The organism is Stanieria cyanosphaera PCC 7437, assembly GCF_000317575.1.
GTDB classification, from domain to species: Bacteria; Cyanobacteriota; Cyanobacteriia; order Cyanobacteriales; family Xenococcaceae; genus Stanieria; species Stanieria cyanosphaera.
Map to the genome: position 1 here is coordinate 1,449,924 of NC_019748.1, position 15,247 is coordinate 1,465,170.

Below are 15,247 nucleotides of genomic sequence, written 5' to 3' on the forward strand. Positions count from 1 at the left end.
TTTGTATAAAACAAACTGGTAAGCAAATCAATGCAGATAAACAACTTAAATTATTGTTAGCTGATTCTGCATCATTCTCACACTCATTAACTACTAGTTTTCTTAGCTACGATTGTTGCTATTTTAGTAGACAAAGATTTAAGTGAAATACGCTCAATAATTTCTGCGGTAAAACCATTAATTAATAACTGACGAGCATTATCTTCAGTTAAACCACGACTACGAAGATAGAAAATTTCTTCAGCTTCTAATTGACTAACAGTTGCACCATGAGAACATTTAACATTATCAGCAGTAATTCGTAACTCTGGTTTAGTATCAACACGAGCTTTGGGAGATAATAATAAGTTACGATTCAACTGAGCAGCATTAGTTAGTTGTGCTGCTTTGGGAACAAATACTTTACCATTAAAGATAGTATGAGCGCGATCGCTTACTAAACATTTATGTAACTGATTGGTAGTACCATGAGGTTTGCTTAAAGCAATAATACTATGAGTATCGGCGGTTTGTTCGCCGTTAGCTACAGTTAAACCATTGAGATAGGTTTCTGTTTGTTCTCCTTGTTGAGAAATTTCAGGGTTATGACGAGATATCTTACCACCGAAGTTAAATTCAGTTAAAGTGTAACGACTAGCACGTGCTTGGGAAACGGCTGTTTTTCCAATATGATAGGCAGTTTCTGACTCTGTTTGAAAACGAGTATGATTAATTTGAGCATTTTCTCCTAACCAAATTTCAGTCACAGCATTAGTTAGATAAGAAGATTGCCCAGTATACTCTTCAATTATATTTAAACTACAATTTTTTTCGGCAACAATCCAGCTTCTTGGTTGAGAAAAACTAATGGAATCTTCTGTAACAGAAATAAATAACAAATGAATTGGTTGTTCAACTACAGTATTTGGTGCAGCCCAAATAATTGCCACGTCAGTAATACTAGCAGTGTTTAAAGAAGTAAAAACCTCTTCTGCACCTGCTTGAGTTCCCAAATAGGGACGGAAATATTTACAATAAGCTTCTGGTAAATTAGTTAGATTCCCAACGTAAATACCTTTGGGTAAACCTGAAGTATTCGATAACTCAGGCGCATACAACCCGTTAACAAAAACAATGCGACTTTCAGTAGCTTCGGGAATCAAATCAATTGTATCGCTTTCAACAGTACCAGACTTAGCAGCAGTAAAATCTAAATCAAGTAGAGATGATAAATCTGTAAACCGCCATTCTTCATCTTTTTTACTAGGAAATTTCAACCTAGATACCCAAGATGCAGATTGTTCTCTTAAATTTTCTAGCCAAGTGGACGTTTCTGAATCTAGTTTCTCTTTGGGAACAGAAGAACGTTGTTGTAAGATTTTAAGTAAGAAAGGATCGCTCTTAATTTGTTCTCTAGAAGTTATCATCGATGATTGACTCATTATGCACCTACCTCCACCACAGCTTTGTCATCGAGGAAGTCATAACCACGAGATTCTAATTCTAAGGCTAATTCTTTACCGCCACTAGTTACAATTTGTCCATTTTGCATCACGTGAACAAAATCTGGTTCGATGTAATTGAGTAACCTTTGATAGTGAGTAATGACGAGGTAACCTTTTTCAGGAGTTTTGAGTTGATTGACACCTTCAGCTACAATTTTCAAAGCATCAATATCTAAACCAGAATCAATCTCATCTAAAATAGTCAAGGTAGGATTGAGTAAAGCCATTTGCAAAATTTCGTTACGCTTTTTCTCTCCACCAGAAAAACCTTCGTTGAGACTTCTTTCTAAAAAGCTCGATTTCATTTGAACAATTGCCAACTTTTCTTCGATTAAGTCTTCAAAATCAAAAGTATCGATTTCTTCCAAACCTTCATGTTTCCGTTTGGCATTATAAGCAACTCGCAGAAAATCTAAATTACTAACCCCAGGAATTTCTAAAGGATACTGAAAAGCCAAAAAAATACCATTTAAAGCTCTTTCATTAGGCTCTTGCTCTAAAATATTTTCACCTTTGTAAATAATTTCACCACCAGTTACTTGATAGTCGGGATGTCCAGCAATAATTTTAGATAGGGTGCTTTTTCCCGAACCATTACGCCCCATGATGGCATGAACTTCTCCCGCTTTAATTTCCAAATTGACACCTTTAAGGATCGGCGTGCCGTCTACACTAGCAGCAAGATTGTGAATTGATAAAATAGTTTCGCTCATTGTCAGGTTCGTTTTCTCTCAAGTAATTCTATAGTGTTCGATTGTGCTACCAAATAGCGATGACAAAGAAGCGCAAGTTCTAGATGATGATTAGATGGCGCGCTTTAAGTTTGTAGTTAAACAACACTTTTGTTGTTTAAATCCATTGTAGGATACATTAACAACAAAGATGTTGTCAAAGTCGGTTTTAATTTAGTTTGATTGGGTTATCCCTCTTATGTCACTCTCCGAATTCAAGTAGTAACAAATCGAGAAAATTATTCCGAAAGAAAAAATGGCCGAAATTGATTTATGGTACTAATTAAACGATGAAATCCTAAGAGCAAAGAAGAGTCCCTCTACCTCTACACAACTTTTAAATGGTGTATGCCAACAGGATTTAATATCAAATTGCATTGATCGGTTTTCATTCTCAAGAGATTTTTCCTGCCTCAGAATGAGACACTTACTTTCTGTCATTGCTAAACACCAAAGAATTTTTATTCTCTATTGTCCCACCACTCATTTGGGCCAGGTAATCGAGCTAATTGTTGGTAAACTAAAGTTGGCAACTCTTTGAGCGAATAACTGTAAGTTAAATCTATCAACTTTTAAGCAGTCATTATTAGTGAATCGCGAACTACTAATTCAGAAAGTCTCATTGGATTATAAATACCCGAAGCCACTTCTACACTAGCAGGAGCGAACCTCTCGCGTTTATCTGCATTTATTGCGGTAATATATTAAACGCGATCGCCCGATGATCCATTTTCACCCGTAGGGGCGAACGGCCGTTCGCCCCTACCATCGCCATATCAAACCGATTTACCCATTTTTCGCGATCGTAATCACCTATTCATCCCTACAATAATCACACCGAATTTATCGAATCGATCTATATTTCTTAACCGTAATTACCCGTTCGCATCTACAATATCCACGAAAACCCATTAAATAATAGAATTAATCGCTATTACAAAATCGATTAAAAAAATTTTTTCCGATGATGATATAAAAAATGATCGAAGTGGGTAATTTTTAAATAGGAAAGGAAAATAACAAAAATCACCCACAAAAACACAAATCACAAACATATAAGGAAGGATAACATGAATAACCTATTTGCTGCAAAATTATTACAAAATCTTCGTAACAAAAAAGGTAACAAAGGTTTCACATTAATTGAATTATTAGTAGTTGTAATTATCATCGGTGTACTTGCTGCTGTTGCGCTACCTAACTTGTTAGGACAAGTATCTAAAGGCAGACAAGCAGAAGCCAAAACCAACCTCGGTGCTTTAAACCGCGCCCAACAAACTAATCGTTTAGAAAAAGCTACTTTCGCTAACATTACTAATGCCAACTTTCCAGTAAAAGTTACCGGACAATATTATGATTTTACTGGTGGTCAAGATGATGGTGGCTTTAGTGGTGTTATGACAGGTATAGCTAAAACCCAATACGAAAATGACGTATTAGACTATGCTGCTGGTGTAGCTTACTTCGAGGGTACAATTAATGCTGCCATTTGCGAAGAAACAGCTATTAATGCTGCCGACCAAGATGTTACTGATAATGGTGACGGAACGGTGACATGTGTTGGCAATCCTGTCAACTAATGTTATGACAATTTAAGCTTTGCCCAGCATATTATGGTTTAAGCTGATTCTCTCAATTGTCAAAATCTAAATATACTGGGGAAGAAAACTTAACTTTTTGCTATAAGTTCTTCCCCATTTATATTTTTAATATTAATCAACCTAATTTTATAGCAATTCTCAATTTGGTAAAATACACCCATGCTGAAGTTAGGTAAGAGGAAAGACAAATTTTTTAACTAAGTTTAAATTTGTACTTCATCTATTTGAGAACCGCTATATTTCACAATAAAAATTAAATTTATTATTGAATATCATGACAAATATTTGGATTGAATTAATCCAATTGTTATTTAATTTTAAAAAACAACGAGGATTTACTTTAGTCGAATTATTAGTTGTAGTTTTACTGTTTAGTGCTTTGTCTATAATTGCACTACCTAATTATGTTAACCAAGTCGAAAAAGCAAGAGTAGCTGAAGCAAAAGTAAATCTGGGAGTTCTCAACCGATCACAACAAGCGTATTATTTCGAGAAAGCAACATTTGCTGATGACATGAGCGATTTAGGTACTAACTTATCAATAAGTAATGGCTTATATAACTACAGTATTGTCACTCCAATAACTAACACTGAAGTGCATCATTTAGCAGAGCCAATACTAAAGTATGCTGGCGATCTCAAAATTATGACCTCTGCGGTTTTTAGAGTGGAAAATGCCTTTCTTTATACAGTCTGCGAAAGTAATACGATTGGTGTAACCCCAGCTATAGTCAATGGTACACCAATTACCTGTACTAATGGTCAAATTATTCAATAATCAACAAATTAATTTTGGAGGAATCTTAATTATGATTAGCTTCAATTTCTTCAAAACAAAATTTAATCAAACTATTTTTTACTTAACTACAATTGTATTTTGTGGAGCTTCTATTATTTATTTACAAATGCCCATGGCTAGACAGCTAATGGGTAACAACACTAAAGCAAATTTTGAACAAGACGAAAAAATTGCCAAAATTCAGTTAGATTTACTCAAAAACATGCCATCTTTTGGCTTTAAAAATTTACTATCCGACTGGATAATGCTTCAATTTCTTCAATATTTCGGTGATGGTGAAGCAAGAAAAGTAGTTGGTTTTAGTTTAAGCCCAGATTATTTAGAAGCTATTGTGCAACACGACCCCAAATTTATTCAAGCATATTTAATGATTTCTCCTGCATCTTCTATGTTTGCTGGTCTTCCCAATCGAACCGTAGAAGCAATGGCAAAAGGATTAGAACAACTATCTCCTGATATTTCTGATGCTTATTATGTGTGGCTATATAAAGGTGTAGATGAAATTTTATTTATTGCTGATACTGAAGAAGCAAAAAAATCCTACACAATGGCATCAAAATGGGCAAAGATTGCTGGCAATGAAGCAATAGCAAAATCGGCTAGCGACACAGTACAGTTTTTAGAAACAAATCCTGATAGTACCGATGCCCAAATTGGTGCCTGGTTGATGGTTTTTGTTAACTCAAGAGATACTTATACCCGCCAGTTAGCCAAAAATAGTATTGAAAACCTCGGAGGCGAATTACAAATTAAGCCCGATGGTAGAGTAAGTGTAAGATTGCCGAGAGAAGAAAATGTCGCTAAAGGCTAAAAAGATTACGGTCATCATCGATAATCGATGTGGAACTCTACATGATACAAATCGATTTATTGAGATCGCCATATTGAAAGAATTTCTTCATGCAATCACCAGCAAAAATAGCAATAACTATATTAGTATCTGATGTTACGCAAAAGCTAGAATAAAAAAATGGATAAAAAGCTTTTGGAACTATACGGCGATTACGTTATTAGCTCTTTTGGACAAATCACAGCAACAGGATTGTCAAGAGCATTAGAAGGAAGTATCAGCCACGATCGAATAACCCGCTTTCTTTCGTTACAAAACTTAGAGTCTAAAGAGCTATGGAAACTAGTAAAACCAGTAGTGAGAAAGTATGAACAAGAAGATGGGGTGCTGATTGTGGATGACACTATCGAGAAAAAACCTCATACCCAAGAGAATGAGTTAGTGTGCTGGCATCATGACCATCAAGAAAACCATTCTGTCAAGGGAATTAACATCATCAACTATGTTTATAGTGTCGAAGACATAAGCCTACCAATTGGGTTTGATGTGGTCAAAAAGTCCATAAAATTTTGTGAGGTAAAAACAAAGAAGGAAAAACGAAAAGCAACAGCAACAAAAAATGAATTAACACGAAATCAATTAAAAATTTGCTCCCAGAATCAACTCAAATACAGGTATGTGCTAGCCCAGGGTTGGTTTTCCTCAAAGGAAAATATGGTTTTTATCCGTCAGGATTTAGACAAGCAATTTATCATGGCTTCTTCATAGCAATCGTACGGTAGCCTTGAGCGAAGAAGACAAACAACAGGGTAGTTTTACACGAATTGATGAACTCAAATGGTTAGAACAAGTGTCAGTCAGAGGATGGCTTAAAGGACTGGACTTTCCTGTTCTCATCCATCGTCAAGTCTTGACAAACCAAGATGGAAGTACTGGTATTTTGTATTTAGCTTGTAGTGATTTAAGCTGTAATGTCCCTCAGATAGAAGCAATCTACAAAAAACGGTGGAAAGTGGAAGTCTTTCATAAAACACTCAAGTTTAATACTGGTTTAGCTAAATCCCCAACTAAATGTATTCGTACTCAAGTAAATCATATCTTTATGTCTATCTATGCTGCATTCCAATTGGAGTGTTTAAAATTGAAACACAAGATGAATCATTTTGCTTTGCGTAGTAGTCTTTATGTCAAAGCTTTGCAACAAGCTATGTGTGAATTACATTTACTCAAGAGTGCGTAACCTCAGTTAGTATCTAATAAGTATTTACCACTCATTTAAGTCGATTTGCTCGCAATGTTCTTCAATTGCTTCACTCATCAACTGTAAATCTTCCAATACTATTTCACCTACAAAACGCAACAATTGTTGACCAGAAGTGCCAATAATTTGCTTTGTTTGTTTTTTTGATTTAGGTTCTAAAAAAGTGACAATTACCTGACTTTCTTCAATATTCTCTGGTGTTTCTGCTAGTTTGATCGCACCGTCTTTATAGACTCCTTTGATAGACTGGAGCATTTTTAGTTATTTTTCTTGCAATTAATTTTAGGATAATTATAGCTTGAGTTATGGTAATTAGATTTATGGAGTGAGGGGTTCACTCCCTTCGGTCGCAGTCGCATTTCAATTAGTTAGAGATGCTTCGTAGCCTCAGCATGAGATAGTGAACAATTAGCGATCTCGCCAAAGACGAGTCGACATCAAAACTGCTATAAACAAAAAGGGTTTTGGACTAATAATTGCTCGTATAGCTGTCCTGAGTTTAAATCTTCTGTCCAAATAATTTGGCAATTCATGGTAACTGCACTAACAACGATCATTGAATCCCAAAAAGAAATACCATAACGATTCTGTATTCTAATTGCATCTAGGATATCGTCAGTTTGAGGAGAATGTACTTGCCAGACTGATAAGTTTCTAATAATTTCACTTGCTTCTTGCCATGCCAGAGGTTGAGAAACTTTGCGGGTAACAGTAACATAAAATTCCTGCAAAACTTGAACGCTTAAACAACCTTGGCGAGTTTGCCATAATTTTTTGATTAGATTAGAAGCAAGAAGATGTTTTTTTCCAGCAGAGCGGTCATAGGCATAAACTAAAACATTTGTATCAACAAATTCAAGTTGTTTAATATCGCTCATGCAAACTCTCTCTGGTAGAATTCACTTTACCATTGGTGCCTAGATCGAGTCCTTCTTCTAATCTATGTAGTTCTTGTTTTTGCGATCGCACGTACAGATCTTCTTGACGAACCAGATCTATCAGCATTTGTGTTAACAATCCTGAGACTGATGTTTCTCGCTTTAAAGCAATCAGTTTAATTTCAGATAAGATGTCTTTTGGTATTGATAAAGTGATATTTCGAGTTTCCATTGTTGTTACGAATTATTCACTACAATAAGTGTATCACCTATTTACGTGAGCGAGCAGAAGAAGGAACCTGAACACAGGCAAATAACTCTTAATCCTGATTATATTTTTGCTCAGTAAATATTTGAGATCTGCTTCGCAGGCGCAACTAGCGAGAGGTTCGCTCTCTCTGTTCGCGGTCAGCTACGCTGGCGCAAGAAGCGATCGCACTTCACTCAATTAGAGATGCCTCGTAACGAGCCATGACATTACATTAGACCTCCTGCAAAAGTCTAAGAAAACTAGGTAAAATAGCAAAAATCTAGAATTGGATTAATGACTTATCAACAAGTTAAAAATCTGAAAGCGACGGACTTCAAACGATTATGTGGAGTCTCTCCAGAAGTTTTCAAGAAAATGGTAACAGTTGTAAAAGCAGAAAAAGTATGGCAAAAAAAGACAGGCAGACCTAGCAAATTAAGTACAGAAGACCAAATATTAATAACTCTGGAATATTGGCGAGAATATCGTACTTATTTTCATATTGCAATTAATTGGGGAATTAATGAAACAACTGTCTTAAGAATTATTAGAAAAATAGAAAATATATTAGCTAAATCGGAATTATTTAATTTGCCAGGAAAAAAAGTAGTTCGTGCTAGCAATGGCACAATTGAAACAGTAGTAGTAGATGTGTCAGAACATGAAATAGAAAGACCGAAAAAAACAACAATGCTATTACAGTGGTAAGCAAGGGTATCATACATTAAAGTCTCAAGTTTTGGTAGATATAAAAACAAAGCAAATAATCTGTACAGCCCATAGCAAAGGAAAAGTGCATGATTTCCAAATCTGGAAAACCAGTCAAATTGGCATAGATAAAAACATAGAATGTTTAGCAGATAAAGGATATCAAGGACTGAAAAAAATTCATGTTAAAAGTAGAACACCTTTGAAGAAAAAGAAAAATCAAAAATTAAATAAGCAAGAAAAACAGTTTAATCGTAAGTTAGCTAAACAAAGGATAATTGTAGAACATATTCATCGTTGCTTAAAAATATTTAAAATTTTATCAAGTAGATATCGAAATCGAAGAAAAAGATTTTGTTTGAGATTTAATTTAATTGCTGGAGTTTATAATTATGAGATTTTTTTGAAAAACAATTTGTGAATTGTTTAACACTTTCGCAGGAGGTCTATTGAATGGCTAGAAATTTTCTTTAAACTAAACAACCGAAAATCATTCCTACCAATAAAATAAACCCAAGCCAAACATTCTGACTGAAAATTTCTCCGTAAACGGGGCGTGGTAAATCTGCTTGACGTAATCTGAGATATTGCCAAATCCAGCCAACTACAGCAACAAGCCAACTAATCCAAAAAATTGGCTGTAAATTCATTTCTAAGCCCAAATAAGCAATTAAACCAGCCGTAAGAGCAAAAAATATTCCCACTGCTTCAGCAGCATATTTACCGAAAAAAATGGCACTGGAATTAATACCAACTTTTAAATCATCGGGTTTATCTGACATAGCGTAAACAGTGTCAAAACCTAACGTCCAAAAAATTGTTGCGCCCCAAAGTAACCAAGTAGAAGTTTCTAAATGAGCAGTTACCGCAGTCCAACTAATTAAAACTCCAAAACCCCAAGCGAGGGAAAGAACTAATTGAGGAATGGGAAAAACTCTTTTGGCTAAGGGATAACCAATAATTACAGGTACGGCAGCTAAACAGAATAAAAAACTGAGACGATTGAGATAAAAAGCTAAAATAGCTGCACAAACTAAAGCAACTAAAAAGATTGCAATTCCGACTTTTACTGAAAGGGCGCGAGATGCTAGAGGGCGATTTTTCGTTCTTTCTACTTGCGGATCGATATCACGATCCCAGAGATCGTTAATGGCACAACCAGCCCCACTAGTAGCCAAAGTCCCTAGAATAATTACTCCGACTAGGGGTAAAGGTGGAGTGCCTTTTGCTGCTAAGAAAACAGCCCATAAAGCAGGAATCATTAAAATAAGTCTACCCGCAGGTTTATCCCAACGGAGAAGACGAATAATAGTTAGCCAAGTTGGTTCAAGAGAAGATGTAGATTGATTCATAAAAAGTTTAAAAATATTAACATAGCTTAAATAATTTCATACCATAAAAAATTAGGATGAAAATTCTTTTAGTTGATGATGAAGCAGAATTAACAGATCCCCTCAGTCGCATCTTGTCTAAGGAAGGATATCAAGTGGATATTGCTGACAACGGAGTAACAGGAATTAATTTAGCTCTGCAAAATAACTATGATTTATTAATCCTTGATTGGATGCTACCTCAAAGATCGGGTTTAGAAATTTGCCAAGAATTGCGATCGCGTTCTTTGACTACTCCTGTCTTGTTTCTTACTGCCAAAGATACCATTGATGATCGGGTGATTGGTTTGGATGCAGGGGCAGATGATTATTTAGTCAAACCTTTTGAATTAAGAGAATTATTAGCCAGAGTTAGAGCTTTATTACGAAGAGTTACTCTTGGCGATCCTCAATTGAATGAGAAGCTGAAAGTAGCAGATTTAGAACTAGATAGCGAAAATCAATTAGCCTATCGTCAAGGAAGAGTGATTGACTTATCAGAAAAAGAGGTTAAGCTCTTAGCATATTTTATGAAACATCCAGGTCAACTACTCACTCATGAGGATATTTATAGTTATTTATGGACAGACGAAGAAAAACCTAGTAGTAATGTTTTAGCTGCTTTAATTCGTCTTTTAAGGCGTAAAATAGAAATACCAGGTGAAATTCCTTTAATTCATACTGTCTACGGTAAAGGTTATCGTTTTGGTGACAACGAATTTTAATCTTTCTATTAATTTTTGACCAAGACATTAACATTTTGTAATTCAAATACTAATATATAATCAAAGGTTTATTTAACTTAATAACAAAGGGGGGTGGGGTCTATGTTAAAAACTGTCAAACATGATAACCTCATGGTGGTGAATCTGACTGAAAATGTTTCAGTATCCACCAAAATCTTAAAGGAAAACCATGCTGCTCTTCGGTCTGGTTTTGTTGGTTGTCCTCCAAATCCTCGTTGGAATGCTACTAAATTTTGTGCTTGGAGAACAGGTCGTCAGTGGCGAACAGCTTTAGCTCAAGGCACAATGATGGTAAGAGCGGAGGATTGTATGCTAGTTCAAGCTTCAGAAAAAGAAAGTTGTTCTGATGACGAGTTGCCTGGTAGTAGTAGAACGATTAACTTTTTTCAAGTTTCACAACAGTTACCAAATCTTTTACAAATAGCTTGAATCTTCTGTTTAAGAATTTCTAGGTTAATTCCCCAAGTCTGGGGAAATTTTTTTGTCATCTTAGGTGCAGAGAAAATATAGCAAGATAGAGCCTAATAATTCTGTAGGATAAATTCATGAATTTATCTACAAGAAAAATCTCTTCTAAATCAAATAAAAGCAATAAATTTAACATTAACTGTTAATAAATATTTAAATTTTAAATTTGCCTTTAATTATTTTATTTAGGATGATTATAGACGAATCATAAAATTATAACCAAATTTTTATTTGATTTGTTGTTCAAAAATATATTAATAAATTTAACAATGGTCTTAACTCCATCGACAATGTTATCTCTGGAAACCAAAGCTCCCAACTTTTCTTTAAAAGATGTAGTTTCTGGTCAAACTATTTCTTTAGAAACTTTTGCTGGAAAAAAAGCTTTGTTAGTAATGTTTATTTGTCAACATTGCCCGTTTGTGAAACACGTACAGCAAGAATTAGCGCGAATTGGTCAAGATTATCTTGCTCGCTCTTTAGGAATTGTGGCAATTAGTGCTAATGATGTCGCTAATTATCCTGATGATTCTCCTGAAAATCTGGCAGTTATGGCGCAAAAATTAGGATTTAATTTTCCTGTTTGTTATGACGAAACTCAAGAGATAGCTAAAGCTTATACTGCTGCTTGCACGCCTGATTTCTTCTTATTTGATGGTGATTATAAACTAGTTTATCGTGGACAATTAGATGATAGTCGTCCTAGTAATAATTTACCTATAACTGGTCAAGATTTACGTTCAGCAATTGACACAATTTTAGCAGATCAAACAATTGATTTTGAGCAAAAACCTAGTATTGGCTGCAATATTAAATGGAAGCCAGGTAATGAACCAGAATATTTTGGAGCTAAGTAAAGTTTTAGATTTAAATATTTAATAAAAAAATGGCAAATGCTGTCATCGCTCTAGGAAGTAATCTAGGAGAATCTTTAAGAATATTACAAAATTCTTTGCAATCCCTCACTTTAATTCCAGGAATTGAGATCGAAGCTGTTTCTAGTTGGTATCAAACTAAACCAATTGGACCACCTCAACCAGATTATTTGAATGGCTGTGCTTTGTTATCTGTACAACAACATCCTGAAGAATTATTAGTTTTATTACAAGCAATTGAACTGCAATTTGGCAGAGTTAGAAATGAGAAATGGGGAGCAAGAACTTTAGACTTAGATCTACTTTTATATGATGAGCTAATTTTTAATACTCCCTCTCTTCAAATACCTCATCCAAGAATGACTCAAAGAGCCTTTGTGTTAGTTCCTTTAGCTGAAATTGTACCTGATTGGATTGAACCTAGATCGGGAAAAGCGATCGCAAATTTAGTAACACAAATAGATTGTTCAGGAGTGACCAAATATTGTATTAATTAGCTTTTAACCTCAATTTACCAAATTGCTGTTTAAATAATAACCAAATAAAAGTTGTATTAGTTATTAAAGTACGCCAAAATAAACGGCGAGGTTCTACAAAAAAGCGAAATAGCCATTCTAAACCAGCTTTCTGCATCCACACAGGAGCTCTTTCAACTAAACCAGCTATTAATTCAAAACTAACACCAATACCGAGAGAAACAGGCACTCCTAGTTCTAGATAATTAGCTGACATCCATTTCTCTTGTTTAGGCGCACCCAGTCCCACAAAAAGTAAATCTGGTTGAGCGACTTTGATCATTTGATTAATTTTAGCTAATTCTACTTGGTCTGTCTCAAAACCATAAGGAGGACAATAAAAACCAGCTACTTGTAGTTGAGGGTTTTGTCGAACAAAAATATTGATTGCTTGTTCTGCTGCATTGGGACGACCGCCCAAAAAGAATACTTTTAAACCTTGATTAGCTGCTTCTACACATAATCTTTGTAATAAATCTGTGCCGTTGACTCGACCTTTTAAAGGAGTATTTTGTAATTTAGCTACCCACAATAAAGGAACTCCATCAGGGACAGATAAAAAAGCATGACGATAAACATCACGAAATTCTTTGTCTTGTTGCAGTTTAACTAAATGATGAGCATTAGGGGTGACTACATATTGAGGAGTTTTTTGATTGAGTGCGTGCTGAATAATTAGATTAACAACTTCTTCAAAAGAGTAATTATCAATATCAATACCAAAAATTTTTATTTTCATATCCTGGTTAATTATTATCTCAAATTAATAACAACAAATTGCGACTAGATATTGATATTTTTTGATGTCTGAAAAGCTATAAACTATGATTAATTAAGTTTTATTTGACTATACAAATACTTAGGTGTTTTACAGATGAGATTTTGAACATAAAAATTGCAATTATGTTAATCAGTTAATTAATACATTTAATTTGTGATATTTAATTCAAAAAACACACAAGTATTAGATAAGATTTCCAGTCAGATTATCTTATCATTAATAACATCTTTTTCTTAAATTACAATTTAACTAAACTAATCAAATTGATATCATCAATTGTATATTTATTATCTTTTTGATAAAGATATTGTTAAGTAAGTAAATGAGGACGATTGTTTTAGTTAAGCAGAAGAATAAAACTTCAAAATTTATTTTGAAATATATAATACTTGTAAATTTATTTAAGTCAAGCAATTATAAAAAAAATAAATTCTATTCTAGAAATTGATTAAGTCCTAGTTAAACCTATTGACTAAAATATAAACTTTTGATACGTAAACTATTAATTTTACCGCTTAGATTAGTAATAATTTTAGGAAATTTTTACTAGAGAGGTTCTCAATTTAATAAAATTTTGATCCTTCGCTGTCGCTGGCTGACGCTTCGCGCTTTTTACTTAATCTTTGGTAACTGGTCACTGTTGATATTTGATTGATTATTAATAAACAATTAAAGTTCGGCTTGAAAATTTCGCTTGGGATCGCCAAGGTAAGAAGTAGCCGAATTATTAAAAGTAGTTTTTTGGAGTTGCCAATGTTGAGCTAACTGCTTTATCAATCGGTCTTGTTGCTGACGATAATAATCGGTTTGATTGCCACTATTAATAATGGCAAACCAAATTTGACCTTGAGTTTGAGTAGGAATTGTTCCTGCTAAAGCACTAACTCGATTCAAAGTACCAGTTTTGACTGATATTCCAACAGGAATTGAGCGATTTTGCATAGTTCCGACTCGATCTCTACCAGCAGTGGGTAATAAATCTGCTACTTCTAGAGGATGAGTAGATAGCAAACTATCAATTTTCATTAGCATTCGACAAACAGCGCGGGGAGAAAGACGATTTTCTTCTCCTAAACCAGAACCGTTAATTAACTGAATTTCAGATTGAGAAACTTCTATTGCTTGAGCTACAGTATAAGCAACTTGATTAGCACCGCCTAAAAGATCGGCAAGCATTTGCGCCATTTTGTTATTACTGTAGATATTCATTTGTTTGAGAATTTCTGACAGAGGCAAAGAACTACGAGTAAGTAATAACTGAGTTGACGAAGGTAGACTATTGCTGATTTGAACTTTGCCTAAAATGGCAATTTGGGGTTTGGGTGTATCTGGAGGAAGAGTAGAATATTGTTGCTTTGCTTCGTTAGACCATAAATTAGCATTAAAAGCCTGTTTAAGTAACTCTCCTGCTCTTTGAGCATCTGATTCGTAATTCATATAGAATTTATCAGTAACAATTAAGTTACCTTGTACTTGAGTAATACCTAATTGTTGAAGAGCATTACCCAATGCGATCGCTTCTTCCCAGACAAAAAAAGGATCGCCACTTCCTGTAACGATTAAATCTCCGGTTAAAATCCCATTGACTATTTTGCCATTAGTATAAATTGAGGTTTCAAACTGATAATCTGGACTCCATTCAAGCAAAGCAGCTAAAGTAGTGGCAATTTTGGTTAACGAAGCTGCGGGAATGGCGATTGTTCCTTGATGATTGACTAATTCTGTCCAATCCGATTGCAGCCAAATTCCTTGTTGATTAGAATCTATTCCCGCTTGACTTAAATTTTGCAAGTAATTTTGAACTATTTTTTCAGCGACTAGATCGGGCTGTACTGGTGGTAGAGTGAATATGGCTGCATTTTGCCAAGCTATTAGTTGTAGAGGTTCTAACTTAATTTGCGATCGCCCAAAAATCTCTAGAAATAAATTTATCAAACTAGAGCCAATAAAATCCAGCATTGAGCAACCTCCTCGATTAGAATGGCTATTA

General features: G+C 34.6%; 16 protein-coding genes and 1 pseudogene. 9 read left to right on the forward strand and 8 right to left on the reverse strand.

Annotated features, from left to right (window positions below; translation table 11 throughout):
• Positions 1-86: 86 nt before the first annotated feature.
• Both sufD and sufC read right to left on the reverse strand, forming a co-directional pair.
• Positions 87-1,421 (reverse strand): Fe-S cluster assembly protein SufD, encoded by a 1,335-nt coding sequence (sufD, locus tag STA7437_RS06300; protein ID WP_015192541.1) that lies wholly within the window; start codon positions 1,419-1,421, stop codon positions 87-89.
• Positions 1,421-2,197 carry a Fe-S cluster assembly ATPase SufC gene (gene sufC / locus STA7437_RS06305; RefSeq protein ID WP_015192542.1) on the reverse strand — a complete coding sequence of 259 codons (777 nt, stop codon included), beginning with the start codon at positions 2,195-2,197 and terminating at the stop codon, positions 1,421-1,423. Before sufC ends, sufD begins: the two co-directional genes overlap by 1 nt.
• A 1,088-nt stretch (positions 2,198-3,285) precedes the next feature.
• Here sufC and STA7437_RS06310 point away from each other — a divergent pair.
• The 4 genes and pseudogenes from STA7437_RS06310 (at position 3,286) to STA7437_RS06325 (ending at position 6,645) form a co-directional block, all read left to right on the forward strand.
• Complete coding sequence (locus STA7437_RS06310) at positions 3,286-3,795, forward strand: type IV pilin protein (RefSeq protein WP_015192543.1); 510 nt, start codon at positions 3,286-3,288, stop codon at positions 3,793-3,795.
• 295 nt (positions 3,796-4,090) lie between these two features.
• A complete protein-coding gene (locus STA7437_RS06315; RefSeq protein ID WP_015192544.1) occupies positions 4,091-4,594 on the forward strand; it encodes a type IV pilin-like G/H family protein in 504 nt (167 codons plus the stop codon).
• A gap of 31 nt (positions 4,595-4,625) precedes the next feature.
• Positions 4,626-5,426 (forward strand): hypothetical protein, encoded by an 801-nt coding sequence (locus tag STA7437_RS06320; RefSeq protein WP_015192545.1) that lies wholly within the window; start codon positions 4,626-4,628, stop codon positions 5,424-5,426.
• 159 nt (positions 5,427-5,585) lie between these two features.
• Positions 5,586-6,645, forward strand: a pseudogene (locus tag STA7437_RS06325) (IS701 family transposase).
• 24 nt (positions 6,646-6,669) lie between these two features.
• Here STA7437_RS06325 and STA7437_RS06330 read toward each other — a convergent pair.
• The 3 genes from STA7437_RS06330 to STA7437_RS06340 form a co-directional block, all read right to left on the reverse strand.
• Positions 6,670-6,921, reverse strand: coding sequence for a hypothetical protein (locus STA7437_RS06330; protein WP_015192546.1), 252 nt, complete (start codon positions 6,919-6,921; stop codon positions 6,670-6,672).
• A gap of 191 nt (positions 6,922-7,112) precedes the next feature.
• Positions 7,113-7,544 carry a PIN domain-containing protein gene (locus STA7437_RS06335; RefSeq protein ID WP_015192547.1) on the reverse strand — a complete coding sequence of 144 codons (432 nt, stop codon included), beginning with the start codon at positions 7,542-7,544 and terminating at the stop codon, positions 7,113-7,115.
• The gene (locus STA7437_RS06340; RefSeq protein WP_015192548.1) at positions 7,531-7,776 is read right to left on the reverse strand and encodes a hypothetical protein; all 246 of its coding nucleotides are present in this window, start codon (positions 7,774-7,776) and stop codon (positions 7,531-7,533) included. Before STA7437_RS06340 ends, STA7437_RS06335 begins: the two co-directional genes overlap by 14 nt.
• A 312-nt stretch (positions 7,777-8,088) precedes the next feature.
• Here STA7437_RS06340 and STA7437_RS06345 point away from each other — a divergent pair.
• Positions 8,089-8,923, forward strand: a protein-coding gene (locus STA7437_RS06345; protein ID WP_216087096.1) for an IS5 family transposase whose coding sequence is annotated in 2 segments (ribosomal slippage) — positions 8,089-8,480 and positions 8,479-8,923 — 837 coding nt in all. Because the reading frame shifts where the segments join, the coding sequence is not laid out codon by codon here.
• Between the two features lie 49 nt (positions 8,924-8,972).
• Here STA7437_RS06345 and STA7437_RS06350 read toward each other — a convergent pair.
• Positions 8,973-9,854 carry a 4-hydroxybenzoate solanesyltransferase gene (locus STA7437_RS06350; RefSeq protein ID WP_015192549.1) on the reverse strand — a complete coding sequence of 294 codons (882 nt, stop codon included), beginning with the start codon at positions 9,852-9,854 and terminating at the stop codon, positions 8,973-8,975.
• A 56-nt stretch (positions 9,855-9,910) separates the two neighbouring features.
• Here STA7437_RS06350 and rppA point away from each other — a divergent pair, with 56 nt between their 5' ends.
• The 4 genes from rppA (at position 9,911) to folK (ending at position 12,458) form a co-directional block, all read left to right on the forward strand.
• Positions 9,911-10,597 carry a two-component system response regulator RppA gene (gene rppA, locus STA7437_RS06355; protein ID WP_015192550.1) on the forward strand — a complete coding sequence of 229 codons (687 nt, stop codon included), beginning with the start codon at positions 9,911-9,913 and terminating at the stop codon, positions 10,595-10,597.
• Between the two features lie 102 nt (positions 10,598-10,699).
• Positions 10,700-11,047 carry a hypothetical protein gene (locus tag STA7437_RS06360; RefSeq protein ID WP_015192551.1) on the forward strand — a complete coding sequence of 116 codons (348 nt, stop codon included), beginning with the start codon at positions 10,700-10,702 and terminating at the stop codon, positions 11,045-11,047.
• 308 nt (positions 11,048-11,355) lie between these two features.
• Complete coding sequence (locus STA7437_RS06365; RefSeq protein ID WP_015192552.1) at positions 11,356-11,943, forward strand: thioredoxin family protein; 588 nt, start codon at positions 11,356-11,358, stop codon at positions 11,941-11,943.
• A 29-nt stretch (positions 11,944-11,972) separates the two neighbouring features.
• Positions 11,973-12,458 carry a 2-amino-4-hydroxy-6-hydroxymethyldihydropteridine diphosphokinase gene (gene folK / locus STA7437_RS06370; protein ID WP_015192553.1) on the forward strand — a complete coding sequence of 162 codons (486 nt, stop codon included), beginning with the start codon at positions 11,973-11,975 and terminating at the stop codon, positions 12,456-12,458.
• On the opposite strand, the gene STA7437_RS06375 is transcribed toward folK, so the two are convergent.
• Together STA7437_RS06375 and STA7437_RS06380 are read right to left on the reverse strand one after the other, a co-directional pair.
• Positions 12,451-13,215 carry a WecB/TagA/CpsF family glycosyltransferase gene (locus STA7437_RS06375; RefSeq protein ID WP_015192554.1) on the reverse strand — a complete coding sequence of 255 codons (765 nt, stop codon included), beginning with the start codon at positions 13,213-13,215 and terminating at the stop codon, positions 12,451-12,453. The genes folK and STA7437_RS06375 overlap by 8 nt on opposite strands.
• 711 nt (positions 13,216-13,926) lie before the next feature.
• Entirely contained in the window at positions 13,927-15,216 is a 1,290-nt protein-coding gene (locus STA7437_RS06380) for a D-alanyl-D-alanine carboxypeptidase (protein ID WP_015192555.1), read from the reverse strand.
• Between the last annotated feature and the right edge of the window lie 31 nt (positions 15,217-15,247).